Genomic DNA, 25,670 nt, shown 5'->3' with positions numbered 1-25,670 from the left:
GGAGACGGGCGCTTCCCCAGGGCCGGTGCCGGGCCCCCCTTCTCCCCGGCACCGGCCCCCATCCGCAGGAGTTCTCTCGTATGCCTGTCCCCAGGCCGTTCGTACGGTCGCTCGTCACCGCCGCCGTCCTCGGCGCCGCACTGTCCGGCTGCACGGGCCATGCCCGCACCGGCACCGACAACCCGGACGCCGCGCTCCGCGTCGTCACCACCACCGAGATCCTCGCCGACCTCGTCCGCCAGGTCGGCGGAGACCGTGTCCAGGTGGACTCGATCGTGCCGCCGGGCGGCGATCCGCATTCGTACGAGCCCACGCCCGCCGACGCCGACCGGGTGTCCAAGGCCGACATCACCTTCACCAACCACCTGCTGCTCGAAGAGCACGCGCTGATCAAGACCGTCGACTCCAACGCGCGCGAGGGCACCCCGAACGTCTCCCTGGCCGAGGCGTCCGAGACGTACGGGGCCAACGTCATCCCGCTGGTCGAGGACGTCGGACTCGATGTGCTCTGGCTGGGACTCCGGGTGCGGGGCGAGGGCGAGGCGCGCGGGGCCACCCGTTCCTCGGACGTGCTGCTCTCGGCCACCGACGTCCAGGGACCAGGCGAACTCGTGGCGTACCTGACCGAATCGCTCGGGCAGCCCCATATCTACTTCAACTCCGCGGACGGCCTCTCCGCGAAGGACACCACCAGCCTCCCGCCCGCCGCGCACACCCATCTGAACTGGGCGTTCACCAAGCCCGGTGTGTACCGGCTGAGCCTGGAGGCGAAGCTGCGGAACCCGGGCGGGACCACGGCACCCGTCGGCACCGGCACCTTCACGTTCGCCGTCGGCGTGGACCCCCACACCGTGGCGAAGCCCGGCGACACCATCCTGGACGACGGGCACACCGATCTGACCGTGAACATCGACACGGGGAAGATGTCCGCCTTCACCGACCTGCGGAGCGAGGGCAGGACCCAGGAGGAGATACCCCCGGGCGATGTCGTCATTGACGTACCCAACAGGGCCCTGGAGAAGGTGCCGGGCGGCAAGCAGTTCTCCTTCCTCGGGCAGCCCGGCGCGGAGATCTACCAGCTTCCGCAGGCCGTCCTCGGCAAGCATGTGCACGGAGAGATCGACCCGCACCTGTGGCAGGACGTCCAGAACACCAAGTCCTACGTCCAGTTGATCCGCGACACCCTGAAGAAGGAGGACCCGGACGGCGCCGAGCGGTACACCGCCGACAGCAGGCGCTACGAGGCGGAACTCGACGAGGTCGACGCCTATGTGCACCAGCAGATCGCCGCGATCCCCGCGGACAGACGGCAGTTGATCACCACGCACGACGCGTTCGGCTATCTGGCCGACGCCTACGGCATGACCGTCGCCGGCTTCGTCGTGCCGAACCCGGCCCAGGAGCCCAGCGCCGACGACGTCAAGAAGCTGTCCAGGACCATCAGGAACCTCAAGGTCCCCGCCGTGTTCATGGAACCGAACCTCGTGCAGCGGGCCACCGTGCTCAGCCAGGTCGCCAAGGACCAGGGCGTCGAGGTGTGCATGCTGTACGGCGACGCCTTCGACCAGCACACCCGGCACTATACCGACATGATGCGGCACAACGCGGACGAGCTCCGCGGCTGCCTCGGAGGCACGGAGAAGTGACCGGCCCACGCATCCGGCGCGCGGCCGCGTCCGCCGCCGCCCTCGCCCTGACCCTCGGACCCGCCGTGCCCGCCCACGCGGACGGCACCCCCGCCCCCGGCGCCGGGTCCGACGCGGCGCCCGCCACCGGCACCGGCCGGACGGTCATCGGGGACGGGCACATCGACATGGGGCCGCGCTTCGACCACGGCACCTGGACCGTGCAGATCCGCGACGACACGACCCGCCCCGCGACCTGGCGCGACACCTCCGACGTGGTGCTCCAGGTGAAGGACACGGCCAGGATCGAGGTCCCGGACAGCGAGGAGTTCGGCTTCCTCGGCGACCCCGGCGACGTGGTGTGGCTGCTGCCCCAGGTCCAGCAGGACGGGGTGCTGTGGCCGGGCTGGAACAGCCAGGAGCCGCAGGTCGCCGCGAACGTCGAGAGGGAGGTGACCTGGCAGCTGACCGGAGTCGAGGGCCCCGGGGACTTCGTGCTCTTCCTCAACGGCAGCTTCGGCACGCCGAAGGTCCTCTTCGACAGCACGAAGGAGTTCCCGCAGGAGACGGGCATCGAGGTCAACAGCCATGTGCACGGGAACTGGGCCTTCACCGCACCCGGCACCTACCTCCTCGACGTCCGGATGAGTGCCGTCACCAAGGACGGCAGGAGCCACGGCAGTCGGCGCACCCTCCAGTTCTCCGTAGGGCCCCAGTCCCCGCAGAAGGCGTTCGCGGCCCGGCCGCCGGAGGACCGGAAGACCGGCGCCGAGCCGAAGGCGGCCGGGTCCTCGGCACCGCTGTGGTGGGGGATCGGCGCGGCCGCCGTGACCGCCGGCCTGGCCATCGGTCTCGTACGGCGTACCCGACGACCCACCGACCAGGAAGGAGAACAGCCGTGACGGGCCATCAGTCGCACGCGACACCGAAAGACCAGGGAATGGACCAGGACCAGGGAAGAGCCGAGGAGAAGGACACGGACAGAGCCGAGGACCGGGCCCCCGCCCTGGAGGTGGAGGCCGTCTGCGTCGAGCTCGGCGGCCGGCTCGCGCTCGACCGCGTCGACCTGGCCGTCCACACCGGCGAACTCGTCGGGCTGATCGGCCCGAACGGCGCCGGGAAGACCACGTTGCTGCGCGCCGTCCTCGGGCTGCTCACGCCGCATTCCGGCAGCGTCCGCCTCGCCGGCCGGCCCGCCTCCCTGAGCCGGGGAACCATCGGATACGTGCCCCAACGCCACGAGTTCGCCTGGGACTTCCCCCTGTCCGTGGAGAAGGCGGTACTGACCGGGCGGGCGCACCGCATCGGCTGGCTGCGACGCGCGGGAGCCGAGGACCGCGAGGCGGTGGACGAGGCCCTGCGGCGCGTCGCCATGAGTGATCTGCGCCACCGGCCCATCGGCGAGCTCTCCGGCGGGCAGCGCCAGCGCGTGCTCGTCGCACGGGCGCTCGCCCTGCGCCCCGCGCTGATGCTGCTCGACGAACCCTTCACCGGCCTGGACGTGCCGACACAGGAACTGCTCACCGGGCTCTTCGAGGAGCTGCGGCAGGAGGACAAGGCGTTGCTGATGACCACGCATGACCTGCCCGCGGCGGCCGGCATGGCGAGCCGGCTGTGCCTGCTCAACCGGACGGTGATCGCGGACGGCCCGCCCGAGACCCTGCGGGACCCGGCCGTCTGGCTGCGGGCCTTCGGCGTCACCGAGTCCGATCAGCTGCTGACCTCGCTGGGGGTGTCCCGATGAGCGGGATCACGGATTTCCTGACCGGCCCCTGGGAGCACCTGTTCATGCAACGTGCCTTCGCCGTCGCCGTGATGTGCGGCATCGTCTCCGGTGTCGTCGGCAGCCATGTGGTGCTGCGCGGCATGGCCTTCATCGGTGACGCGGTGTCGCACTCGGTCTTCCCCGGGGTGGCGATCGCCTTTGTCCTGCACTTCAACCTGGTCCTCGGCGGTGCCGTGGCCGGTCTCCTGACCGCGCTCGCCGTGGCCGTGTTCTCCCAGAACCGGCGGCTCAAGGAGGACTCCGTCATCGGGGTGTTCTTCGCCGCCGCCTTCGGTCTCGGCATCGTCATCCTCAGTACCGCGCCCGGCTACAGCGGGTCCCTGGAGTCCTTCCTGTTCGGCCAGATCCTCGGCATCAGCGACGGCGACGTCCTCACCGTCGCCGTGACGGGCCTCGTCCTGCTCGCCGTGGCCGCCGCCGTGCACAAGGAACTGGTCACCGTCAGCCTCGACCGGGAAACCGCGCGGGCCGCCGGGCTCCCGGTGTTCGCGCTGGACATCGTGCTGTACGCGCTCGTCACGGTGACCGTCGTCATCTCGCTCCAGGCGGTCGGCAACATCCTCGTCCTCGCACTGCTGATCACGCCGGCCGCCTGCGCCCGTCTGCTCACGGACCGGATCGGCGTGATGATGCTCCTGGCACCGGCCGTCGGCGCCGGATCGGCCGTCGTCGGCCTGTACCTGTCGTACGCCTACAACCTGGCCGCCGGAGGACTGATCGTCCTGGTCGTCACGGCGGTGTTCGTCCTGTGTTGGGTGTTCGCGCCCCGCCACGGTCTGTTGGCGGCCGGACGCCGACGCAGGTCCCGGGGCAGAACCGGGGCGCCGCCGGAGCCCGCGCCGGTGCGCCCGGCCGCCGCCGACGCCCCCGCGCGGACTCCGGCGGCGTGAGCGTCCGGTGGCGGTGCGTCGGCCGGGGCGGTGGCGGCCCCCGGCCGAGCGGGGGAGCGGGACGACCTCTTGACGGAACGCGACGATGGGAGAGGAACGCGATGACTGCTGCTTCGGATGCCACCCGAGAGCGACCTCGGCGGCCCCGCACCGTGGAGCGGAAGGCCGAAGTGGTCGCCGCCCTCCGGGAGAGCGGCGGATTTCTCAGTGCCAAGGACCTCTATACGTCGATGACCGACGGGGGCACCCGCATCGGGCTCACCACGGTGTACCGGGCCCTGGCCGCCGCGTATGCGGTGGGGGAGGTGGAAGCGGTGCACGGACGTGGCGGCGCGAAGGTCTACCGGTACCTCCCGCCCGCGCACGAGCATCATCTGCGCTGCCGGACGTGCGGTGCGGGTGTCCCGTTCGTCTCCCGCGCCCTGGAGGACTGGCTTGAGCGGCTGGGGCCCCGTCACGGGTTCGAGACGGTGCGGCACGCCGTCGTTCTGACGGACGTCTGCTCCCGGTGCGCCGGGAGCGAGCAGGGCTGAGCGGCTGACGGAGCTCCGTGAGTCGCGCCACATGCCGGCGCGCTCCCGCCGGGCGCCCTCACCTTCAACGCCGCCTCTCCGCCATCGAGTTGAGCGAATCGGGTCCGGTGGGTGACGCCGACGCGACCGGCATGGGCGGGCCTGCCGCAGGGGGCCGTCAGTTCTGAGTAAGTGAATATGATTATCATTTCCGTAAATAACTCAGGGAAGCCGTCTCTCGCGCTTCCCGTCTCGGAAGGAACCCATGGGACAGCCCACGGTGAGCGCCCTCAGGCGCGCACGTCACACTCTTGCCTTCTTGTCGTTGGGAGGCGTCCTGGCACTGACCGTCGCGGCTCCCGCGCAGGCGGCCACGGGGCCCGCTGACGGGCGCCGTGTTCTGGGCGCCGGCCAGCACGTCGACGCCGTGTACCCCGTCGTGGAGGACGGCGGCCTGCACATCCGGACGCTCACGGACAAGGGGGAGGCCGAACCGAAGGAACTCGCCCTCCACATACCTGACACCAAGACCTCACACATCACCCTGCCGGAGGAGTACGGCTTCCTCGGCAAGCCGGGCTCCGACGCCTGGCTGACCTCGCAGACCCAGGACATGTCCGTGGTCTGGCCGGGCTGGTCCTTCGAGGGGATCGGCAGTGGCGTCCTCAAGGGGACCGTCAGCATCGAACTGGACGGCTTCTCCTACGCGGGGGAAGGCGACGCACCGACCTTCGCCGTCACCCAGCCCGGCGGTTTCGGGAACAAGAAGGTCAGCCAACTGCTGGTCCCCGGTTCGGCGTTCACCAACGTCTCCGGTGAAGTCGGCTCGCACACCCACGCCAACTGGCTGTTCACCGAACAGGGGACGTACGACATCGACCTGAGCGTGCACGCCACGCTCAGCAGTGGCAAGGCCGTCGAGGACAGCACGACCGTCCGCTTCATCGTGGGCCCGGTGCCCGACACGCAGAAGCCCCCTGTCGAGCAGAAGGTCACGCACTACGCCGACTCCGCCGACGCGTTGCTCCTGACCCCCAGCAAGGTGGACGCCGAGTACTTCGTCGGCCAGACCATCAACCTCACCGCCGCGTCCACCCGGACGGACGAACAGTCCCAGTTCCGCTGGCACGTGAAGAAGAAGGGCGAGAGCTCCTTCACCCCGGACCCGGAACAGAAGGCCGCGGTGTTCAGCGCGAAGCCGGACCGCGTCCTGGACGGCACGCAGGTGTACGCCGAACTCCTGGACGCCGGCAAGGTCGTCCAGACCTCCGAGCCGATCACACTGCACGTGCGGGCCCACAAGCCGACCACGCGCCTCACCGTGACCGCGGACCGTTCCGCGTACGAGGACGGCGACACCGCGCACCTCACGTCCACGCAGGACCCGAAGACCGCGGACGAGCACTACCACTGGTACCTGAAGCGGCAGGGCCAGGACGCGTACGAGTGGATCGAGGAGTCCCGGCTCGCGGACCAGGACGTGTCCCTCACACCCGAGTTGGACGGTGCCCAGGTCGTCGCCCGTCTCTTCGACGCCGACCACGCGGTCCTGGCCGAATCGTCTCCGGTCACCCTGGCCGTGGGCGCCCGCCCGTCGGAGACGACCGTGAGCGTGGAGCAGGACGCCACGACGTACACGGCCGGCGACAAGGCGGTGTTCACGGCACGCGTCGCGAACGCGGACCCGGACGCCACCGTCGTGTGGTCGGTACGCAAGAGCGGGGAGAACCCCTTCACCGAGGTCGCCGGGGCCAAGGGGCTGACCTTGGAACACACCCTGCCCGCCGACTGGGACGGCGCCCAGCTTCGTGCGACTGTGACGCAGGGGGGACCGGAGGTCGTCGCGGAGGGCGGCGTCCCCGCCCTGAAGGTGTCCGCCCAGGCGGCCGGACCTGCGAAGAGCCAGGAGGAGAAGGGCAGTTCGTCGGCGGCAGCACTGTGGTGGTCCCTCTCGGGTGCCGCGGTCGTCGCGGTCCTCGCCGTCGGAACGCTTCTGATCCGCCGGCGCACGCGTCCCGAGGACGTCGCCTCGGAGAGCGACGAACGGGTCTGACAGGCGTGGTGGACGGCCGGACCGGGTCCGTGCCGTGAGTACGGCACCCCTTCCGGCCGTCCACCTCCCCACTGTGCCGTGACGAACACGCCGGAGCGGATGAACACACCGGATCCCACGGCGGCCCCGAACCCCGACGAACGAAAGGAACAGACCGTGGCGCGACCCCCGAACACGGACCCGACCGGCCGGCCCGACGGGCGGGAACCCGACGAGTTCTGGGAGAACCTCTACCGGGAGCATGCGGGAAACGCCGCCGTGTGGGGCACCCGGGTCAACCCTCTCCTGGCCGAGACGGCCACCGGCCTCACCGTCGGCACGGCACTCGACCTCGCCTGCGGAGCCGGTGGCGACACCATCTGGCTCGCCCGGCACGGATGGCACGTCACCGCTGTCGACATCTCGACCACGGCGGTCGACCAGATCCGTGGACTGGCTCACGAGGCAGGTCTCGGTGACCGGGTGACCGCCGAGCGGCACGATCTGGCCCGCACCTTCCCGGACGGTACGTTCGACCTCGTCTCGGCACAGTACTTCCACACACCGTTCACGTTGCCGCGCGCGGAGATCCTGCGTACGGCCGCACGGTCCCTGCGCCCCGGGGGCCGGCTTCTCGTCGTCGACCACGGCTCCCTCGCCCCCTGGTCGTGGAACCAGGACCCCGGGACCCGGTTCCCCGCACCCGGCGAGATCCACGCCGAACTCGGCCTGCCGGCCTACGCGTTCGGCGTCGAACGAGCCGACGCGCCCCAGCGCCTGGCGACGGGCCCCCAGGGGCGGACCGCTACCGTCGTCGACCACGTTCTCGTGGTTCGCCGCCAGGGATGACCCTGCTTCCCTGAGATCCGTCGAGAGCCGGTGGATCTTCCGTCCGGCGGGCCGGGCCGGTGGGCAGGCGGTAGCCGGAGGCCGTCACGCGTCCGACCCGCGTGCTCCGCCCCCACCGCCGGCGCCTCCCGTCACCCCGGCCGGACGTTTCATCGGTCACCCGCTTTGCCCTGCCGTACTGTCCTGCGGCTAGTTTGTGTGCAGGACAGACAGGCAGGCCCGTGGTGGCAGAGGCGCACGGGGGACGGGAGGGTGGGAAGAGTGTCGCTGCGCGGAGGTGATCCAGCCGAGATCGGCGGCTATCCGCTTGAGGCGCGACTCGGCTCTGGCGGCATGGGCACGGTCTTCCTCGCCCGTACCAGTTCCGGGCGGCCCGTCGCGATCAAGCTGATCCACCAGCATTTCGCGGGGGACGACGAGTTCCGCATCCGCTTCCGGCAGGAGGTGGCGGCGGCGAGGCGGGTGAGCGGAGCGTTCACCGCCGCCGTGGTCGACGCCGCCCCCGAGGCCGAACAGCCGTGGATGGCGACGACCTACATCGAGGGGCCGACGCTCGCCCAGCACATCGCCGAGAAGGGACCGCTGGACGGGGCGGAGCTGAGGAGGCTCGCCATCGGGCTGGCGGAGGCGCTGCGCGACATCCACCGGGTGGGCGTCGTCCACCGTGACCTGAAACCCTCGAACGTCGTGCTCTCGCCCGAGGGCCCGCGCGTCATCGACTTCGGCATCTCACGCGCCGCGGACCAGCAGACGCTGACGATGACGGGGCGGGTCATCGGTACGCCGCCGTTCATGTCGCCGGAGCAGTTGCAGGCGCCGCGTGGGGTGGGGCCCCGGTCCGACGTCTTCTCGCTGGGGACGCTGCTGGTGTACTCGGCGACCGGCCGCGGCCCCTTCGACGCGGACAGCCCGTACATGACCGCGTACCAGGTGGTGCACGAGGAACCCTCGCTGGACGCCGTGCCGGTGGCTCTGCGCGCGGTCGTCGAGCCGTGCCTGGACAAGGAGCCCGAGGGCCGTCCCTCGGCGGACGAACTCCTCACGCTGCTGCGGGACCTGCCGGCCGACCTCGGCGGTACCGGCTCTGCGGGGGCCGGTGCGGGCCGCACCCGTGACATGGTCACCCAGCACGACGCGGCGGCACCGCCCACGCCCGCCCCGGTGCCGGCCGGCCCGGACACCGGCCCGGCCGTTCCCGGCACAGGAAGCACGGGCACCTCCGTCGGCCGCGGTCTGCGCCGCCGATGGCGCCCCGTGCTCGCCGCCGCGGTCGCGGTGGCGGCGATCGGCGGGGGAGCCGCCGTACTGAAGACCGGCGGCCAGGGGGGAGACGGCGGCGGGGACAAGGCCGACACCGTCACGGCCCCGGCCGCCGCGCTGCCGGAGGGCTTCGCACCGTGGCGTGAGACCGTGCCGGGCGGTCGCGAGGACCTCTCCGACGAACTGCGGTGCGTGGCGCGCGGCGAGGCGCTGTTCTGCGGGGGCGGCGGGGTCGTCGCGACCCGTGTCAGCGCCCTGGACGGCTCACGGGTGTGGACGGCGAAGAGCCCGGGGGTCCCCGTCCAGGGCACGTATCTGGTGGGCGCCACCGACGACACGGTGCTCGGATACCGCTTCGCCGCCGAGGACGCCCCGCAGGACCCCTCCAGCGAGGTGGTGGCCGTCGACGCGGACACCGGTCGGGAGCTGTGGTCCGTGCCGTCCGGCGCCTGGTCGACGGCGGTCACGGGCCGGACCCAGGACGCCGTGGTGGCCGGCTCCGCCGTCGTCACGGTCGACGCCTCCAACACCCGCTTCGAGACCCGGGACGCCCACAGCGGTGACGTCACCTGGACCCGGCCGTTCCCCGCGGACACGCGGTGCGCACCCGTCCTCGCGGGCCCGCACCTCTTCGCGATGTGCGCGCCGGACGCGGAGCTGGACGCCTCGGAGGTGCGCCACCCCACCCTGTATACGCTCGACCGCGCCTCGGGAGAGCTGGGCGAACCCCTCGCGGTCGACGGGCCCGCCGTGCCCATGGGCGTCGCCGACGGCCGTCTCGTACTCCTCCAGGAACACCGGGAGGGACCGGCGACGACCGGCTACGACGGGGTGGCGCGGGTCGATCCGGCCTCGCGGAAGGTCACGTACTCCCCACTGGCCAAGACCTACGCGGGGACGCCCGGCATGGCGGACGGCACCGTCTACCTGAGCGGGCAGACCGGTCTCGTCACCGCCCTCGACCCCGCGACCGGCCGGAAGAAGTGGTCGCGGCAGACCGGCGTGGAGGGTGCGTCGGGTCCTGCCACGGGGGCCGGCGCGCTGTACTTCAGCTCGGCCAGCGGCCGGGTGGTCGCGCTGTCGCCGCGGGACGGCACACCCCTGTGGGCGACCAATCCGCAGGCCGACGGTCTGACCGGTGACCAGGGCGCGAGCCCACGGGTGATCGTCGCGGGGCGTGTGGTGGTCGCGGCCGCGGCCGAGAACACCCTCTTCGCCTTCGACGCGCTGAAGCCGCCGAAGGCGGACTGACCCGGCGGCCGGCCGCCTGCCCGCCCCGCGGACACCTGGGCGGCTCAGCCGCCGGGCCCGCGAGACCCCGGAGCCGCCGTGTCATCCGGTGCCGTCGTCGCAGGCCGGGTGGAAGGCCGTCGGGCGGGCCTGGGGCATGGAGCCGGGCGTCTTCCGGCCGGTCTGCTCGGCCGTCTTCGTGTACGGCCTGTTCCCCTCGTCGGCGTCCCCGTCGAGTCCCTTCTCGCCGCCGAGGCGGGCCACGGTCGCGTAGACACCGTCGCCCTCGTATCCGTAGGACGCGAGGTCCGGATAGCGGTCGTGGTCGTGGTCGGCGACGGTGACCGCACGCGGCTCGGGCAGGTCCACCGGGTGATCACTCTGTCCGCGCCCGCGCGCGGAGAACGGCCCGAGCCGAAGTTCGGAGACGCCCGGATCCACCGGGTCGTCGCCGCCGGCCGTGTCCGTGGCGACGACGAAGAGGTCCATCCAGCCGTCCTGGTCGAAGTCGGCCACCACGGCCAGCACGTTCTCCAGGTCCTCACCGCGATCCCCGACGAGGTCACGGGGTCCCACCTCCTTCCGCCCGTCCCCGCTTCCGAAGGCGATGGTCAGGCCGGCGCCGGTGAGGGTGGCGGGGGAGACACGGTCGGCCGTGCCGTCCGCGTCCAGGTCGGCCACCAGGACCCCGGAAGAGGTCACACAACTCCTGATCGAAGGCCCGGCAGCCGGGCGTGTGGGCGCGTCGCCCCGGCCGTCTCCGCATCCGGCCACCAGCACGGCCGACGCGGCGAGCGCCAGCGTGCGGCACACCCGTCCGGCCGTTCCTCCTGGACCGCGCACGACGTGATCACCTTCCCCGGAGTCCCTGTCGGCCGTCACGCGAACGAGACGGCGCGACTCCGCCCCCGTCCCCTCCCAACCTATCCGCTTGGCGGCGTGGTTGAGGAAGCCCCGGTGGCGGGGACGGTGGTCCGGGGCCCGTCGTCCGGAAGGCGACCACGTCCTCGGCGCCCGAGCGGCAGGAGGTGACACCCTCCTCGTCGGAGGGCGGCCGGATCCCCGGGCAGACCCGCGGCGCGCCGGTACCCGGCGCGCCCCTCGCCCACGTACTCAGGAAGCTCCGACCAGGGCGAGGACGACGTTGTGGCCGCCGAAGCCGAAGGAGTTGCTGACGGCCACCCGGATGTCCTGCCGGCGCGGGCGCTTGGTGACGCAGTCGATGTCGAACTCGGGCGCCGGAGCGGGCAGGTTGGCGATCGGGGGTACGGTGCGGTGCTCGACGGCGAGCACGGTCAGCGCCGCCTCGACGGCTCCCGCCGCGCCCAGGCCGTGGCCGAGCACGCCCTTGGGCGCGGTGACGCTGGGGCGGTGCGGCAGCACGCGGGCGATCAGCGCCGCCTCCCTGGCGTCGTTGAGCGGGGTGGAGGTGCCGTGGGCGTTGACGTGGTCGACCTCGTGCGGGGCCAGCCCCGCCTGTGCCAGCGCCGTACGCAGGGCCGACTCCGCGCCGTCGGCCCCGGGGTCCGGAGCGGTGGGGTGGTGGGCGTCCGAGGTGCTGCCGCAGCCCACCAGCCGGGCGCGGGAGCGGGCGCCGCGAGCGGCGGCGTCCTCCACGCGTTCCAGGACGAGGACGCCCGCGCCCTCCCCCATGACGAAACCGTCACGGTCGACGGCGAACGGCCGGGACGCCTCGTGGGCCGCGCCGGCCCGCCGGGACAGGGCGCCCAGACGCCAGAAGCCGGTGGTCACCAGACGGCTGACCGTCGCCTCCGTCCCTCCGGCCACCGCGACATCGCACTGGCCGGAGACCAGGAGGTCGCGGGCCACCGCGACGGCGGTGGCGCCGGAGGCACAGGCGGTGGACGGGGCGAGGCTCGGGCCGTGGGCCCTGAGGTCGATGGAGACCTCCCCGACCGCCATGTTCGGGATGATCTGGGGGATGGTCAGCGCCGAGACCATGTCGGCGCCCAACTCCTCCAGGCGCCTGGTCTGTTCCTCGCGTACCGCGCCCGCTCCGAGTCCGCAGCCGATGACGACCGCGACCCGGGCGCCGTTCCACGTACGGGGATCGAGGCCGGCGTCGTGCACGGCCTCACGGGCGGCGAGCACCGCGAGCTTCGCGTCCCGCGACATACGCCAGGCGGCACGCCCGACGCGCCGGTCCAGGGCGTCGGACGAGAGGGACACCCGGCAGGAGAAGTCCACGGGCAGGCCGGTGAGCGCCGGGTCGGGCGCCGCGGTGCCCATGCCCTGGCAGACGGCGCTCCAGGTGGTGTCGGCGTCCTCCCCGGCCGGGGTGACCATCCCCAGACCGGTGACGGCCACGGGCGTCGTCATGAGGGTGCCACCGTCCTCGGGCCGGCCGCGCGCAGCGCGTCGAGGTGCTCGGCGACTTCGGCGACGGTCCGGACGGGAGCGGCGTACTCGCCGCTGATCTTGACCGCGAAGCGTTCGTGCAGGATGAGCACCAGCTCGGTCAGGGCCAGGGATTCCAGGCCCAGTTGCTCCAGCGTGGCATCCGGGTGGATGACGTCATCCGGGACGCGGAAGGAACTGGTCAGGACGGAACGGAGGGTGGCGTAGGTGTCGGGCACGGCATGTTCTCGCTGTCGTCGAAGGCGGGCGGGGCGGTCCGGGCGAGTTCCGCGAGGCCGGCCTCGAATCCGATCGGCGGTTCGAAGGACAGCTCGCGGCGCGCCGCGGTCAGGTCGAAGTAGTGCGGGTGCAGCAGTTCCGCCACCAGGAAGCGGCTCAGGGCCAGGGGGCGCGGACTGCGGACCACGCGCAGACCGGCCTCGCTGACGGCGGCCGCGGCCGTCGCCAGGCGTGGCGGGACGGCGCACCACCGGGCGTCGGTACCCGCGGCCCGCAGGAAGTGGTGGGCGATCTCCCGTAGGGGGCGCGGGTCGCCCTGGCTGATGAAGTAGGCGCGGCCGCCGATCCCGGGTGACTGCCGCAGGCGGTCCAGGGCGAGGAGGTGGGCGTGGGCGGCGGTGCGGAGATGGGTGGTGTCGACGAGGTTGCCGCCGTCGCCGGGCATCAGCAGACGCCCGCCCCGTACGGCGCGCGCCAGGGCGGGGGCGAAGTGGGGGTCGCCGGGGCCCCAGATGACGTGCGGGCGCAGCGAGACGGTGGCCAGTTCCGGGCTGTGGGCCCTGAGGACCAGTGCCTCGGCGGCGGCCTTGGTCCGGGGGTAGGCGGCCAGGTGGCGGGAGGGGTACGGCAGATCCTCGGTGACGCCCTCCAGGCCGCCGGGCCGGAAGACGACGCTGGCGGTCGAGGTGTGGACGAGCGCGCGCACCTGGTGGACACGGCACTGTTCGACGACGTTGCGGGTGCCGAGGACGTTGGTGGCCCAGTAGAGCCGCGACGGGCCACTGACCCCGGCCAGGGCGGCGTTGTGGATGACGGCGTCGCATCCGGCGACCGCGCGCGAGACCGCGTGCGCGTCCGCGAGATCGCCCAGGTGCTGCCGGACGCCCAGCCGCTCCAGAGCGGTGCTGGGGCGGCGGCCGAGGGAGGAGGTGGCGACGCCGCGCGCCGTCAGCCGACGGCAGATCTCCCGACCGAGGAACCCGCTCCCCCCGGTGACCAGTACCTTCATCGCGTCCTCCCGCGCAGGCGCTCGGCGGCCCAGGCCGCCAGCCGGGGACGGTCGATCTTGGAGTTGTGCCGGGGGTCGGTGGGAAAGCCGGGATGCGGGAGCAGGGCGTCGACGCGGTGCCCGTCCGGATGGCCTTCCAGAGCGGCGCGTACGGCCGCCAGGGCCGCGGTGGGGGAGGTGGCGGGCAGGGGCTCCACGCACAGGACGGGCCGCTGGCACCCGGCCGGGCCGACGCCGACCAGAGCGGTGCGGCGGACGCCGGGAGCGGTGTCGGCGGTGGTCTCGACGTCCTCGGTGGTCAGGGCGGAGCCGGTAGCGGTGACCAGATGGGCCTTGCGGCCGAGGAACCACAGCCGTCCCTGGTCGTCGAGCCGGCCGAGGTCTCCGGTGCGGTGCAGTACGCCACGGGCGGTGGCGCTCTTCGTGGCGGCGTCCGCGTCCGGCCGTCCGTGGTAGGCGGGGCTGACGGTGGGTCCGGTGACGGCGATCTCACCGATTCCGGTGGGGCCCGCGTCCAGGATCCGGGGGTGGACACCGGGCAGCGGCCGGCCCAGGCACGTACCGGTCTGCCCGGCGGGCGGCCGGACGCGTGTGGCCCGCAGGCCGTGGTCGTCGATGGCGGAAACGGGCAGGCATTCGGTGGCGCCGTAGACGCTGAGGATCTCGGTGGAGTCCGGCACGGCCTTGCGCAGTGCTTCGGCGAGGTGGAGACGGAGCGGGGCGCCGAAGGAGAGGATCCGCCGGACCGAGGGCAGGGCGATGCCGTACCGGGCGCAGTGACCGGCGATCAGGGTGAGCACGGCGGGCGAGGCGAGGATCTGGGTGACGCGGTGCTCCAGGACCGGCTCGACGAGCGCCTTCGGCGGGGTGCGTGCCGGGGCCAGGTGGTTCACGGCCGGGGCGAGGGTGGTCAGGCCCAGGAGCGGGCCGAGCATCGCCACCGGAAGGAACCCCGCCAGGAGTACGTCGTCGGGCCGGGGGTCCAGCAGGGCGGTGAGCGCGTCGAGTTGTCCCGCCAGGGTGGCGTAGCGGTACTCCGCGCCCTTGGGGCGGCCGGTGGAACCTGACGTGAACGCGATGACGGCCAGTTCGTCACCGTCGGGCTCCCGCGGCAGCGGGGCCGGGGCACCGCCGCCGGGCGCCCGGGTCACCAGACGCCGGCCCAGGGCGAGCGGCGGCCGGCCGGTGACCAGCGAAACCTGGACATGGGGGCGGCCCCACCCCAGGACCTGGCGTCCGAGCTGGGCCAGCGGTTCACCGATGAAGACGTCCGGCGCGACGTCCCGCAGGCAGCGGCGCACCTCGGCGCGCGGCTCGATCAGGACGGGCACGGCGCCGAGGGAGCACAGGGCATAGGCGACGACGGTGAGGTCGTACGCGTCCCGGGTCATCACGACGGCCTTGTGGCCGGGCCGGACACCGGCCCGGTGCAGGGCCCGCGCGGCGCTCTGGCAGCTCCGCACCAGGTGGCCGCGGCCGACCGTGCGGGAAGTCCCCCTACGGCAGTGGATGAGCGCGGGGGCGTCAGGCCGGCCGGCCAGGCGGGCGATGACGCCCGGTGCGGTCGTGGTCATCGGGTTCCTCGCAGGAAGTCGCGGACGTGGTCACCGAGTTCGGCCGCGGCGTCCTCCATCACGAAGTGCCCGGCCTCCGGGAACCGGTGGACGTCCGCGTGGGGACAGCGGCGGACCCACTCCTCCAGCACGTCCGGGGTGAACACCGGATCGCGCATGCCCCAGCCGATCAGCAGGGGCAGCGCGGTCGGACCGGCGTCGGCGCCCGGAGGTTCGAGCAGCCGCCACACGGGATCGGTGACGTCACGCGGGATGGCGCGGACGGCGTCGGTGACGGCCCGCCGCTCGGCGCGCCGGGCGACGGGCCGGAGATAGGCGCGGCGCTCGGCCACAGGCAGCGGCCGGTGCACTCCGGCGCGCACGGCGGTGCGCGCGAAGCCGTTCGTGAGGTGCACGACACCGGCCACCCGTGGGTGGTCGCGGATCCAGCGCAGGTAGAACGGCAGCCGGAAGCCGCCGGGCCACGGGAAGGCCACGGTGTTGCAGACGACCAGACGGGCCACGACCCCGGGGTTCCGCAGGGCCCAGGCGACGCCCAGCGGCCCGCCCCAGTCGTGCAGGACGAGCGTCCAGCCACGCTCGGGCAGCCCCTCGTCCCGCACCAGGTGCCGGTGGAGAAGGTCCAGGTGTTCCAGCTGGACCTGGTACGGGTCCGCGACCCCGGCGGCCGGCCTCAGATGCCTGGACAGCCCGAAGCCGGGCAGGTCCGGTGCCAGGCAACGGGCGTGCGGGGAGAGCCGGTCGAGCAGCTTGCGCCACGCGTAGCTCCAGGACGGATTGCCGTGCAGGAACAGCACCGGCTCCCCGGAGCCGAGATCGACGTAGTGCTGTCCGGTGGCCGGCACACGCCGCCAGTGCCGGGGCGCCGGGTAGCCCGGCATCAGCCGTTCCAGCGCGGTCGCGCGTTCCGTCGCGGTGAGCGCCGGGGCACGCCCGGCCCGTGTGGTCACCATCGGACGAGGGCCAGCCCGAAGCTCAGGCCGCTGGCCACGCCGAGCATCGCCACGGTGTCCCCCGCCTCGACGCGGTCGGCCTCCCGCGCCTTGACCAGTTGCAGAGGGAGCGAGGCCGCCGCGCAGTTGCCGTGCTCGGCCACCGCGGGCAGGCACACGCTCTCGGGCAGGGAGAACAGGTCGAGCATCTGCCGGTACTGCGGCATGGCGATCTGGTGGAAGGCGACGAAGGCGCCGGCGCGTGCCGCGGCCAGCTCGTCCCCGGCGACGGCGAGGGCGTCGGGAAGGATGTCGAGCAACCCCTGGCGCAGGTCCCCGTTCAGACGCAGCGTGGTGTGGTCGTCGTGGACGGAGCGCTGGTGCATGGTTCCTCCGCCGGACACGGTGCAGGCTTCCCAGGCGGCGGAGTTGCTGACGAAACGCATCGCGGTGATGCCGGGGCCGTCCTCGCCCGCGGGCCCGGCGGTGAGCACCATCGCGGCGCCGGCGTCGGACGCGGTGTAGCCGGGCAGGGCCCTGAGCAGTGCCTGCCGGTCGGGCACGTTCCAGCGGGTCACCAGGGAGCCCGTCTCTCCGCAGACGATGAGGACGGTGCGGTAGCGGCCGGTCTCGATGAACGAGGCGGCCGTCTCCATGGCGTTGAGGACGCTGTTGCAGGCGTTCTTGACGTCGAACACCGGGCAGGTGGCGCCCATCTTGGCGGCCACCAGATGGGAGGTGGCGGGTTCGATCAGGTCCGCGGCGGTGGCGGCGAACAGCAGCAGATCGATGTCACCGATCCGCAGGCCCGCCTCGTCGAGTGCCTGGCGGGCGGCCGCCGCGGCGAGGTCGGAGGCGTCCTCCCCGTCACCTCGCACATGGACTCCGCGCACTCCGGTGAGATCTTCGAGCAGACCGGGCGGCGGTGCGTACTCCCCGCTCTTGGCGATCTTCTCGCGGATCTCGTCCATGGTCCGGTAACGAGTCGGCAAGTGGGCGGCGACGGCCGCGATGCGGGCACGGGCGGGTTCGGGCACCGCGTAACCGTAACGGCGCCACGTGGCCTCCCGGACCGAAGATCCGCTCCCAGAGGGACCTTCACCCGAACGAGTGGCCGGTGCTGGCTTTCGCTCCGGCGATGCCTTTCAATCCGCACGAAGTCTGCAATCGGTGGGAAAAGGCGGGGAACGTGGCAGAGCGGCAGTGTGGTCGGTCCGTAGCGGTGGTGGGTGTCGGGTGCCGGCTTCCCGGAGGGATCACCGGCCTGGACGGACTGTGGTCCGTGCTGCGTGACGGGCGGGACATGGTCGGCGAGATGCCCGCCGAACGGCTGCCCAGGGACCGGATGGTCGACCCGGGGACCGTACGCCCCGGCCGCAGTTACACCGCCGCCGGAGGGTTCCTCACGGACGTCGCCGCCTTCGACGCCGCCTACTTCGGGATCTCGCCCGCGGAGGCGCGGCACATCGACCCGCAGCAGCGGCTCCTGCTGGAGATGGCCGCGGAGGCGCTCGACGACGCGGCCATCCCCGCCGAGTCGCTGGCGGGATCGGACACCTGCGTCTTCGTCGGGGTCTCCGACCCCGCCTACGGCACGACGCTGACCCTGATGGAGGACCACACGAGTCCCCACACCATGCCCGGCGCCACGCTGTCCATCACCGCCAACCGGATGTCGTACGCCTTCGACCTGCGCGGGCCCAGCATGGCCATCGACACCGCCTGCTCCTCCGCGCTGGTCGCGCTGGACCGCGCCTGCCGCACCCTGCGCGAGGGTTCCAGCCGGGTCGCCCTGGTCGGCGGCGTCAACGTGCTGAGCAGCCCCCACTCCTTCGCCGGATTCTCCTACGCGGGCATGCTGTCGCGGCGCGGACGCTGTGCGGCCTTCTCCGCGGACGCCGACGGCTTCGTCCGCGCGGAAGGCGGCGGGGTCCTCGTCCTCAAGCGGCTGGAGGACGCACTGGCCGACGGGGACCGCGTCCACGCCGTGCTCGCCGCCACCGGCAACAACACCGACGGCCGCAGCACCGGCATGATCGTGCCCAGCGCCGAGGCCCAGGAGGCGCTGCTGCGCGCCGTCTACGCGGAAGCCGGGATCGGCCCGGACGACCTGGTGTACTTCGAGGCCCACGGCACCGGCACCCAGGTCGGGGACCCCGCGGAGGCCGAGGCCATCGGCCGGGCGCTGGCCAGGCACCGCGCCGGCGGCCCCTTGCCGGTCGGTTCGGTGAAGACCAATCTGGGCCACCTGGAGCCCGCCTCCGGGATGGCGGGCCTGCTCAAGGCGATCCTGGTCCTGCGCCACCGGATCGCGCCCGCCTCACTGCACGCCCTCCCGCTCAACCCCGCGATCGACTTCGACGGCCTCGGGCTGTCCCCGACGGTCGAGCCCGTCCCGCTGCCGAAGGGACCGTCGGCGGCCGTGGGCGTGAACGCCTTCGGCTTCGGCGGAGCGAACGCCCACGTGGTCCTGACCCCGCCCCCCGCGGCCCCGAGGCCCGACACCGGGTGGGCCCCCGGCCGACGCCCCCTTCCGCTGGTCGTCTCCGCCCGCTCTCCCCAGGCACTGAAACAACTGGCCACCGGGACGGCGGAGCGCCTGCGGGCCACGCGGCCCGAGGAGTTCTACGACCTGGCCCACACCAGCACGGTGCGGCGCAGCGCCCACCCGCACCGCGCCGCGGTCATGGCCGACGGCCCGGAGGACGCCGCCCGGCAGCTGGACCTGCTGGTGGCCGGCGAGCCCGCCTCCGGGGCGATCGTGCGCGGGGACGCGCGGAGCGGCACCGTCTTCGTGTTCTCCGGCAACGCCTCGCAGTGGCCGGGCATGGCCGCGGACCTGCTGGAGCACGAGGAGGTGTTCCGCACGGCCGTCGAGGAGGCCGACGCCGCCCTCGCCCCGCACCTGGGCTGGTCGGTGGCCAAGGAACTCGCGTATCCCTCCCCGCCCGCCTGGCAGCGCACCGAGACCGCCCAGCCCGCCCTGTTCGTCGTGCAGGTGGGCCTGACCGCGCTGCTGGCCTCGCACGGGCTGCGGCCGCGCGCGGTGGCCGGGCACAGCGTCGGTGAGGTCGCCGCCGCCTACGCCGCCGGGGCCCTGACACTGCCTCAGGCGGCGCTGGTCATCGCGGAACGCAGCCGCACCCAGGCCACCACGGCGGGCCGCGGCCGGATGGCCGCGGTCGGCCTGTCCGAGCACCAGACCCGCGAGGAACTCCGCCGCTACGAAGGCGCGTTGGAGATCGCCGGAATCAACAGCGAACGCGCCGTGACCGTGGCCGGCTCCGCCGGTGAACTGGCCTCATGGGGGAGGGAGCTGGCCGGGCGGGGTGTCTTCTTCCGCGAACTGGACCTCGACTACGCCTTCCACAGCCGCGCCATGGACCCCATCGAGGGGCCGCTGCGCGCCGCCCTGGAAGGGCTGACCCCCGGCACCTCCCGCATCCCGTTCGTCTCCACCGTCACCGGCACACCACTGAGCGGTCCCGAACTGGACGCGCGCCACTGGTGGCGTAACGTCCGCGAACCGGTCCGCTTCGCCGAGGCCGTCACCCACCTGGCGTCCGAGGGCGCCGGCCGTGTGGTCGAGATCGGCCCGCACCCGGTACTGCGCCCCTACCTGCGCCACACGGACCTCTTCTACGTCCCGACCCTGCACCGGGACGGCGACGGGGTCCGCGAGACCGCGAGCACGGTCGCCGCCCTGCTCGCCGCCGACACGACCACCGACTGGCGGCGCCACTTCCCCCGCCCCGGCCGGGTGGCCGCACTGCCCGCCTACCCGTGGCAGCACGAACGGTACTGGTACGGCACCGCCCGGGACCGGATCGCCCGCAGCAGCGGCTCCGGCGAACTCGACCACCCGCTGGTGGGGGAGCGGATGCCCGCCCCGCACCCCGTCTGGCACGGCACCGTCGAGCCTCAGCTGGTGCCCTGGCTGGGCGACCACAAGATCGGGGACGACGTACTCCTGCCGGCCGCCGCCTATGTGGAGATGGCCCTGAGCGCCGGCCTCCGCGCCATGGAACGCCCGGTCGAGGTACGGCACCTGGAGATCGGCCGGCCACTGGCTCTGCCCTGGCCGGACCCGACCCCGATCGCCCTGCAGACCTCCGTCACCCCCGACGACGGCGCCCTGACCATCAGCGTCCGCGAGGAACACGGCGGCGAGTGCCGGCCCGCCGTACGGGCCCAGGTCCGCACCCTGCTCGGCACCGCACCGCCTCCCCTCGACGTCGACGCGCTCCGGGCGCGCTGTCACGACGGCCTCGGCGGTGCGGACTTCTACCGCACGTGCCACCGCGTCGGACTGAACTGCGGCCCCGCCTTCCAGCTCATCGAGCACCTGGACACCGGCGAGGGCGAGGTGCTGCTCTCCTACCGGCTGGACCACCCGGCCGACGCCTACACCGTCCACCCGGTCCTTCTCGACGCACCGCTCCAGGCCACCGTGGCCCTGTCCGAACGCACGGCGGAATCCGCCGGCTTCCTGCCGACGGTCTTCGGATCCGTGCGGGTGTGGCGTACCCCCGCGTCCACCGGGATCGCGCATCTGCGCCGCCGTCACCGCAGCGCCAACGAGATCTGCTGGGACATCACCTACGCCGACCCGGACGGCACGGTCACCGTGGAGATCGACGGCTGCCGTACCCGCCGCGGCGGCATGACGGAGCACATCCCCCTGGCCGTCCAGCGCACCGTGCTGCGGGCCGCCCCGCACCCGGGCGAACCCGCCCCGCCCTCCCCGCTCCCCGCTCCCGCCGAGGTGGTGGGCGCCGCCGAGTCCCGCATCGCCGCCGCACGCGCCGCCCTGGACGACTGCGGCCACCACCGGTTCCTCGCCGCCGCCGAACGCACCGGGGCCCACTGCTGGGCCGCGGCCCTGCACGGCCTGCTCACCGACCCGGCGGCCCCCTTCACGATGCGGGACCTGGTGGCCGGAGGCCTCCGGCCCCAGCACCGCAGGCTGGTGCGGCTGATGATGCCCCTGCTCGTCGAGCACGGCCTCGCCCGGCCGCTCGGAGAGACCTGGCAGCTCACCGACGCCGAGCCCCGCCCCGAGACACTCCTGCGCGGCCTGGTGGAGGACCACCCCGCGTACGGCTCCGAGACACTGCTCCTCAACCGGAACCTGCGCCACCTGGCCGACGTGGTGCGGGGCCGCGTGGACGCGGACGAACTCCTCCCGCCGGGGGACAGCGCGTACGACCAGCTCCGCGAGACCGGACCGGCCCACCGCTTCACCCACCGTGCCGTACAGGCCGTCCTCGGCGAGATGGTCGCCCGGTGGCCCGCCGACCGCCCGCTGCGCGTCCTGGAAGTCGGTGCGACCACCGGCGCCCTGACGGCCGCCGTCCTGCCCGTGCTGCCGGCCGGCCTGACCCGCTACACCTGCACGGCCGCCACCGGTGCCGGTCTCACCCGCGCCGAACACCGCTTCGGCGGGCACGACTTCGTCGACTACCGAACCCTGGACCTGAACACCGACCTGACCGGCCAGGGCCTGCCCCGAGCCGGTTTCGACCTCGTCCTGGCCGGCGACGCCCTGCACGCCACCCACGACCTGGCCGCGACTCTGCGGCGGCTGCGCACCGTGCTGGCTCCCGGCGGACACCTGCTGGCCACCGAACCGCACCACACCCGGCTCCACGCCCTGCTGTCCGGCACGGCGGAGGACTTCTGGGAGCGCGGCGACCACGCCCTGCGCCCCGTCTCCCGCGTCCTCGCCCGCGAGCGGTGGGTACCGCTGCTGCGCCGGTGCGGCTTCCCCGATCCGGTGCGGACCGGGCCCCGGGACCGGTCCGTCCTCCTCGCCGCGGCCACCCGCGAACCGGAGGCCGGGACCGGCGTACCGGCACCGGTTCCCGGCGCCTCCTGGATCGTCGCCGTCGAGGACGACGCCGAGACACGGACCGCCGAGGCCCTGGCGGCGCTGCTCGGCGAGGCCGCCGTCGTCGCCGCGTCCGAGGAGGCCGACGCCTGGGCCGGGGCGCTCGCCACCGACCGTGAACCGCACGTGGTCCTGCTGCTCGCCGAACCCCGCCCCGGGCAGGACGTCGTCGCCCTGACCACCCGTCGCGCGGCCCTGCTGCGCGCCCTGGCCACGGCCTGCGACGGCCTCCGCGGCCGCACCAGCCCCCGGCTGTGGCTCGTCACCCGCCCGACCGGCCTGTTCCCGGCCCCGGAGCAGCCCACGCACCCGGACGACGCGGCCGTCTGGGCGGCCTGCCGCACCCTCGCCAACGAGCGCCCGGACCTGCGCGTACGACGCCTGTCCTGGCAACGCACCGGGGCGGTGGCCACCGACGCGCACCGTCTCGCGGCCGAACTCCTCGCCGCCGGCGACGAGAGTGGCCAGGAGGACGAGATCGTCCTCACCGCGCACGGCCGCTTCGTGCCCCGGCACGTCCAGCACGCGCGGGACGAGCCACCCGCCGTCCCCGCCCGCACGCCGTACATCCTGGAAGCCCGCGACCCGAGCCTGCGCCGACGGCTGCTCTGGCGTCAGACCACGGCCCCCGAGCCCGGACCGGGCGAGGTGGCCCTGGAGATGCGGGCCGTGGCCCTGAACTACCGCGACCCCATGAGGGCCAACGGCCTGCTGCCACCCGAGGCGGTGGAGAACAGCCCCCTCGGCCGGGGCCTGGGAACGGACGGCGCCGGCCTCGTACGCGCCGTGGGACCCGGCGTGCGGGGCCTGAAGCCGGGCGACCGGGTCTGCGGCCTCGTGCCCGCGGCCCTCGCCAGCCACGCGACGACCGCCGCCGCGGCCGTCGTCCGCATCCCCGAGGGGATGAGCTACGCGGAAGCGGCGACCTTCCCCGTCGCCTTCCTGACCGTGCACCACACCCTGGTCAACCAGGCCTGCCTCGGACCGGGGGAGACCGTGCTCGTGCACGGCGGGGCCGGAGCCGTGGGCCTGGCCGTCCTGCAGTGCGCCCGCAACCAGGGCGCCCGTGTCATCGCCACCGCCGGTACCGAGACCAAGCGGGACCTGCTCCGCACGCTCGGCGCCGCACACGTCCTCGACTCCCGCAGCCTGGACTTCGTCCCCCGCGTATGGGAACTGACCGGCGGTCAGGGCGTGGACGTCGTGGTGAACTCCCTCAGCGGCGAGGCCATCGCCCACAACCTCGACCTCCTGCGCCCCAACGGGCGGTTCGTCGAGCTGGGCAAGAAGGACATCTACCTCAACAACCCCGTGACGCTGCGCCCCTTCCACCGCAGCCTCACCTTCACCGCCTTCAACCTCGACGCCGTCATGGAGTCCCCGGCCCTCCGCTCCCGTCTGGTCTCGGTCTTCGACGAGCAGATCAGCCGGGGCTCCTACCGTCCGCTGCCCCACACGACCTACCCCGCCGCCCGGGTCGAGGAGGCCTTCCACCTCCTGCAGCACTCCCGGCACACCGGCAAGGTCGTCATCACCTTCGACCCGCTGGACGAACCCGTCCTGGCCGAACCCGCCCCCGGCACCCTCACCCTCGACGGGGACGGCACGTACCTGGTCACCGGGGGGCTGAGCGGACTCGGGGCCGCCACCGCCCACTGGCTGGCCGACCACGGGGCCCGGCACCTGGCCCTGCTCTCACGCCGTGGCCCCGGGGCCCCCGGGGCACCCGCCCTGCTCGGGCGACTCGCCGCGCGCGGCGTACGGGCCACGGCCTACGCCGCCGACGTCACCGACGAGAGCGCACTGCGCGGGGTCATCGAGACCGTGGACGCCACAGGACACCGGCTGCGCGGCATCGTGCACGCGGCGGCGCACATGGACGACGCACCGCAGTCGGAGCTCACCGACGACCGGTTCGCCGCCGTGCTGGCACCCAAGGCGGCGGGCGCGGCGCTGCTGGACCGGCTCACCACGGACCGCCGCCTGGACCTCTTCCTCACCTACTCCTCCGTCTCCGCCACCCTCGGCAACCCCGGCCAGTCCGCCTACGCGGCGGGCAACGCCTACCTGGAGGCACTGACCCGGGCCCGGCGCGGCGCCGGCGAGCCGGGTACGGCGGCGGCCTGGGGGCCCATCAGCGAAACCGGCTACGTCGCCCGTACCGGCATGGAGACGGCCATGACCGAACGCGGCCTCGAACTCCTCACCCCCACCGAGGCCCTGACGACCGCGGGCCGCCTCCTCGCGGCCGGTACCGACGTCGCCGGAGCGGGGCGCTACCGCTGGGGAACCGCGCGCCATCTGCTGCCCGCCCTGGCCGCCCCGCGGTTCGCCCACCTGGTACCGTCCTCCTCCCTCGCGTCCCCCGACGGCCGCGACGAGCTGCTGGGGACGCTGGCGGGCCTTCCGCCGGACGAGGCGGTGGCGAAGATCACCGAGGCGCTCGCGCAGCTCCTCGCCGGAGTCCTGCAGACCGATCAGGCCGACATGGACCCCACCCGCCCGGTCACCGACTTCGGCCTCGACTCCCTGCTCGGCATGCAGTTCCTCGTCAGCGCGCGTGATCTCTTCGCCGTCCGCCTCGCACCGGCGGACCTGGCCGCCGGACGCACGCTGAGCCACTTCGCCCGGCTGGTCCACGAGCGTCTCGGCCTTCCGGGGCGCGAGGTGTAGGCGGAGGGGTCAGAGCTTCGACGCGGCCGGGTCGAGGACGCGGGTGAGGAAGTCACGGGTGCGCTCGTGCCGTGGGGAGCCGACCACCTGCGCGGCCGGGCCCTGCTCGACCACCCGTCCCTCGTCCATGAAGACGACCCGGTCCGCGACCTCGCGGGCGAAGCTCATCTCGTGGGTGACGACCACCATGGTCATGCCGTCCGCGGCCAGCGAGCGCATGACCGCCAGGACGTCGCCCACCAGCTCCGGGTCGAGGGCGGAGGTCGGCTCGTCGAAGAGCATCACCCGTGGGTCCATGGCCAGTGCCCTGGCGATGGCCACCCGCTGCTGCTGGCCGCCGGAGAGCTGCGCGGGGTAGGCGTCGGCCTTGTCGGTCAGGGCGACCCGGCGCAGGTTCTCCCGGGCGACGCGGTCGGCGGTGCGCTTGTCCCGGCCCAGGACCCGGCGCTGCGGCAGGACGAGGTTGCCGGAGACGGTCAGGTGGGGGAAGAGGTTGAACTGCTGGAAGACCATGCCGATACGGCGGCGGGCGGCGTCGATGTCCACGTCCGGGTCGGTGATGTCGGTGCCGGCCACCACGATCCGCCCACGGGACGGCTCCTCCAGGAGGTTGATACAGCGCAGCAGGGTGGACTTGCCGGAGCCGGACGGCCCGATGACGCAGACCACCTCGCCGGGCGCCACCTGGAGGTCGATGCCGCGCAGTACCTCGGTGGCACCGAAGGACTTGTGCAGGTCCCGGATCTCGATCTCCGTCGGCTGCCGCCGGATCGCGTCGTTGTCGTCGGACGCCATGGCGTGCTTCACCTT

17 protein-coding genes are annotated in these 25,670 nt (G+C 73.4%); 9 read left to right on the top strand and 8 right to left on the bottom strand.

Translation table 11 applies throughout. The annotated features are described in order from the left end of the window. Positions 1 to 80 precede the first annotated feature (80 nt). The 8 genes from B9S64_RS01845 (at position 81) to B9S64_RS01810 (ending at position 10,205) form a co-directional block, all read left to right on the top strand. Positions 81 to 1,646: an anchored repeat ABC transporter, substrate-binding protein gene (locus B9S64_RS01845; RefSeq protein ID WP_103489603.1), complete on the top strand. Its 1,566-nt coding sequence runs from the start codon at positions 81 to 83 to the stop codon at positions 1,644 to 1,646. Beyond that, positions 1,643 to 2,527, top strand: a complete 885-nt coding sequence (locus B9S64_RS01840; RefSeq protein WP_103489604.1) for a TIGR03773 family transporter-associated surface protein — start codon at positions 1,643 to 1,645, stop codon at positions 2,525 to 2,527. The genes B9S64_RS01845 and B9S64_RS01840 overlap by 4 nt, the downstream gene beginning before the upstream one ends. Next, positions 2,524 to 3,369 (top strand): anchored repeat-type ABC transporter ATP-binding subunit, encoded by an 846-nt coding sequence (locus tag B9S64_RS01835; RefSeq protein WP_258037728.1) that lies wholly within the window; start codon positions 2,524 to 2,526, stop codon positions 3,367 to 3,369. Before B9S64_RS01840 ends, B9S64_RS01835 begins: the two co-directional genes overlap by 4 nt. Further along, positions 3,366 to 4,301, top strand: a complete 936-nt coding sequence (locus B9S64_RS01830; RefSeq protein WP_219963719.1) for an anchored repeat-type ABC transporter permease subunit — start codon at positions 3,366 to 3,368, stop codon at positions 4,299 to 4,301. Before B9S64_RS01835 ends, B9S64_RS01830 begins: the two co-directional genes overlap by 4 nt. 101 nt (positions 4,302 to 4,402) lie before the next feature. Beyond that, positions 4,403 to 4,834 carry a Fur family transcriptional regulator gene (locus B9S64_RS01825; RefSeq protein ID WP_103491117.1) on the top strand — a complete coding sequence of 144 codons (432 nt, stop codon included), beginning with the start codon at positions 4,403 to 4,405 and terminating at the stop codon, positions 4,832 to 4,834. A 298-nt stretch (positions 4,835 to 5,132) separates the two neighbouring features. Next, entirely contained in the window at positions 5,133 to 6,866 is a 1,734-nt protein-coding gene (locus tag B9S64_RS01820) for a choice-of-anchor M domain-containing protein (protein WP_181012273.1), read from the top strand. 156 nt (positions 6,867 to 7,022) lie between these two features. Then, on the top strand, positions 7,023 to 7,694 hold the full coding sequence (locus B9S64_RS01815) for a cyclopropane-fatty-acyl-phospholipid synthase family protein (protein WP_258037837.1): 672 nt from the start codon (positions 7,023 to 7,025) through the stop codon (positions 7,692 to 7,694). Between the two features lie 261 nt (positions 7,695 to 7,955). Then, positions 7,956 to 10,205 (top strand): serine/threonine-protein kinase, encoded by a 2,250-nt coding sequence (locus B9S64_RS01810; RefSeq protein WP_109491947.1) that lies wholly within the window; start codon positions 7,956 to 7,958, stop codon positions 10,203 to 10,205. An 81-nt stretch (positions 10,206 to 10,286) separates the two neighbouring features. Here the strand turns inward: B9S64_RS01810 and B9S64_RS01805 are convergent, their stop codons facing one another. From B9S64_RS01805 to B9S64_RS01775, 7 genes are all read right to left on the bottom strand, one after another. Beyond that, positions 10,287 to 10,886, bottom strand: coding sequence for a VCBS repeat-containing protein (locus tag B9S64_RS01805; RefSeq protein ID WP_103491113.1), 600 nt, complete (start codon positions 10,884 to 10,886; stop codon positions 10,287 to 10,289). Between the two features lie 411 nt (positions 10,887 to 11,297). Then, positions 11,298 to 12,524: a beta-ketoacyl synthase gene (locus B9S64_RS01800; RefSeq protein WP_103491112.1), complete on the bottom strand. Its 1,227-nt coding sequence runs from the start codon at positions 12,522 to 12,524 to the stop codon at positions 11,298 to 11,300. Beyond that, complete coding sequence (locus B9S64_RS01795; protein WP_103491111.1) at positions 12,521 to 12,781, bottom strand: acyl carrier protein; 261 nt, start codon at positions 12,779 to 12,781, stop codon at positions 12,521 to 12,523. The genes B9S64_RS01800 and B9S64_RS01795 overlap by 4 nt, the downstream gene beginning before the upstream one ends. Continuing rightward, a complete protein-coding gene (locus tag B9S64_RS01790; RefSeq protein WP_103491110.1) occupies positions 12,745 to 13,791 on the bottom strand; it encodes an NAD-dependent epimerase/dehydratase family protein in 1,047 nt (348 codons plus the stop codon). The genes B9S64_RS01795 and B9S64_RS01790 overlap by 37 nt, the downstream gene beginning before the upstream one ends. Continuing rightward, on the bottom strand, positions 13,788 to 15,365 hold the full coding sequence (locus B9S64_RS01785; protein WP_103491109.1) for an AMP-binding protein: 1,578 nt from the start codon (positions 15,363 to 15,365) through the stop codon (positions 13,788 to 13,790). The genes B9S64_RS01790 and B9S64_RS01785 overlap by 4 nt, the downstream gene beginning before the upstream one ends. Next, positions 15,362 to 16,318, bottom strand: a complete 957-nt coding sequence (locus tag B9S64_RS01780) for an alpha/beta fold hydrolase (RefSeq protein WP_103491108.1) — start codon at positions 16,316 to 16,318, stop codon at positions 15,362 to 15,364. The genes B9S64_RS01785 and B9S64_RS01780 overlap by 4 nt, the downstream gene beginning before the upstream one ends. After that, positions 16,312 to 17,334 (bottom strand): 3-oxoacyl-ACP synthase III family protein, encoded by a 1,023-nt coding sequence (locus B9S64_RS01775; RefSeq protein ID WP_103491107.1) that lies wholly within the window; start codon positions 17,332 to 17,334, stop codon positions 16,312 to 16,314. Before B9S64_RS01775 ends, B9S64_RS01780 begins: the two co-directional genes overlap by 7 nt. A gap of 152 nt (positions 17,335 to 17,486) precedes the next feature. Here B9S64_RS01775 and B9S64_RS01770 point away from each other — a divergent pair, with 152 nt between their 5' ends. After that, positions 17,487 to 24,860 carry a type I polyketide synthase gene (locus B9S64_RS01770; RefSeq protein WP_258037836.1) on the top strand — a complete coding sequence of 2,458 codons (7,374 nt, stop codon included), beginning with the start codon at positions 17,487 to 17,489 and terminating at the stop codon, positions 24,858 to 24,860. Positions 24,861 to 24,869: 9 nt separating this feature from the next. On the opposite strand, the gene B9S64_RS01765 is transcribed toward B9S64_RS01770, so the two are convergent. Then, positions 24,870 to 25,655, bottom strand: a complete 786-nt coding sequence (locus tag B9S64_RS01765; RefSeq protein WP_103491119.1) for an amino acid ABC transporter ATP-binding protein — start codon at positions 25,653 to 25,655, stop codon at positions 24,870 to 24,872. Between the last annotated feature and the right edge of the window lie 15 nt (positions 25,656 to 25,670).

The sequence above is a fragment of the Streptomyces sp. SM18 genome (assembly GCF_002910775.2).
Taxonomy (GTDB): Bacteria; Actinomycetota; Actinomycetes; order Streptomycetales; family Streptomycetaceae; genus Streptomyces; species Streptomyces halstedii.
This window is presented reverse-complemented; position numbering and strand designations above follow the sequence as displayed.

Coding starts and splice junctions, on each gene's coding strand:
- B9S64_RS01845 (WP_103489603.1), top strand. CDS start 81: ATGCCTGTCCCCAGGCCGTTCGTACGGTCGCTCGTCACCGCCGCCGTC.
- B9S64_RS01830 (WP_219963719.1), top strand. CDS start 3,366: ATGAGCGGGATCACGGATTTCCTGACCGGCCCCTGGGAGCACCTGTTC.
- B9S64_RS01825 (WP_103491117.1), top strand. CDS start 4,403: ATGACTGCTGCTTCGGATGCCACCCGAGAGCGACCTCGGCGGCCCCGC.
- B9S64_RS01800 (WP_103491112.1), bottom strand. CDS start 12,524: ATGACGACGCCCGTGGCCGTCACCGGTCTGGGGATGGTCACCCCGGCC.
- B9S64_RS01790 (WP_103491110.1), bottom strand. CDS start 13,791: ATGAAGGTACTGGTCACCGGGGGGAGCGGGTTCCTCGGTCGGGAGATC.
- B9S64_RS01785 (WP_103491109.1), bottom strand. CDS start 15,365: ATGACCACGACCGCACCGGGCGTCATCGCCCGCCTGGCCGGCCGGCCT.
- B9S64_RS01780 (WP_103491108.1), bottom strand. CDS start 16,318: ATGGTGACCACACGGGCCGGGCGTGCCCCGGCGCTCACCGCGACGGAA.
- B9S64_RS01765 (WP_103491119.1), bottom strand. CDS start 25,655: ATGGCGTCCGACGACAACGACGCGATCCGGCGGCAGCCGACGGAGATC.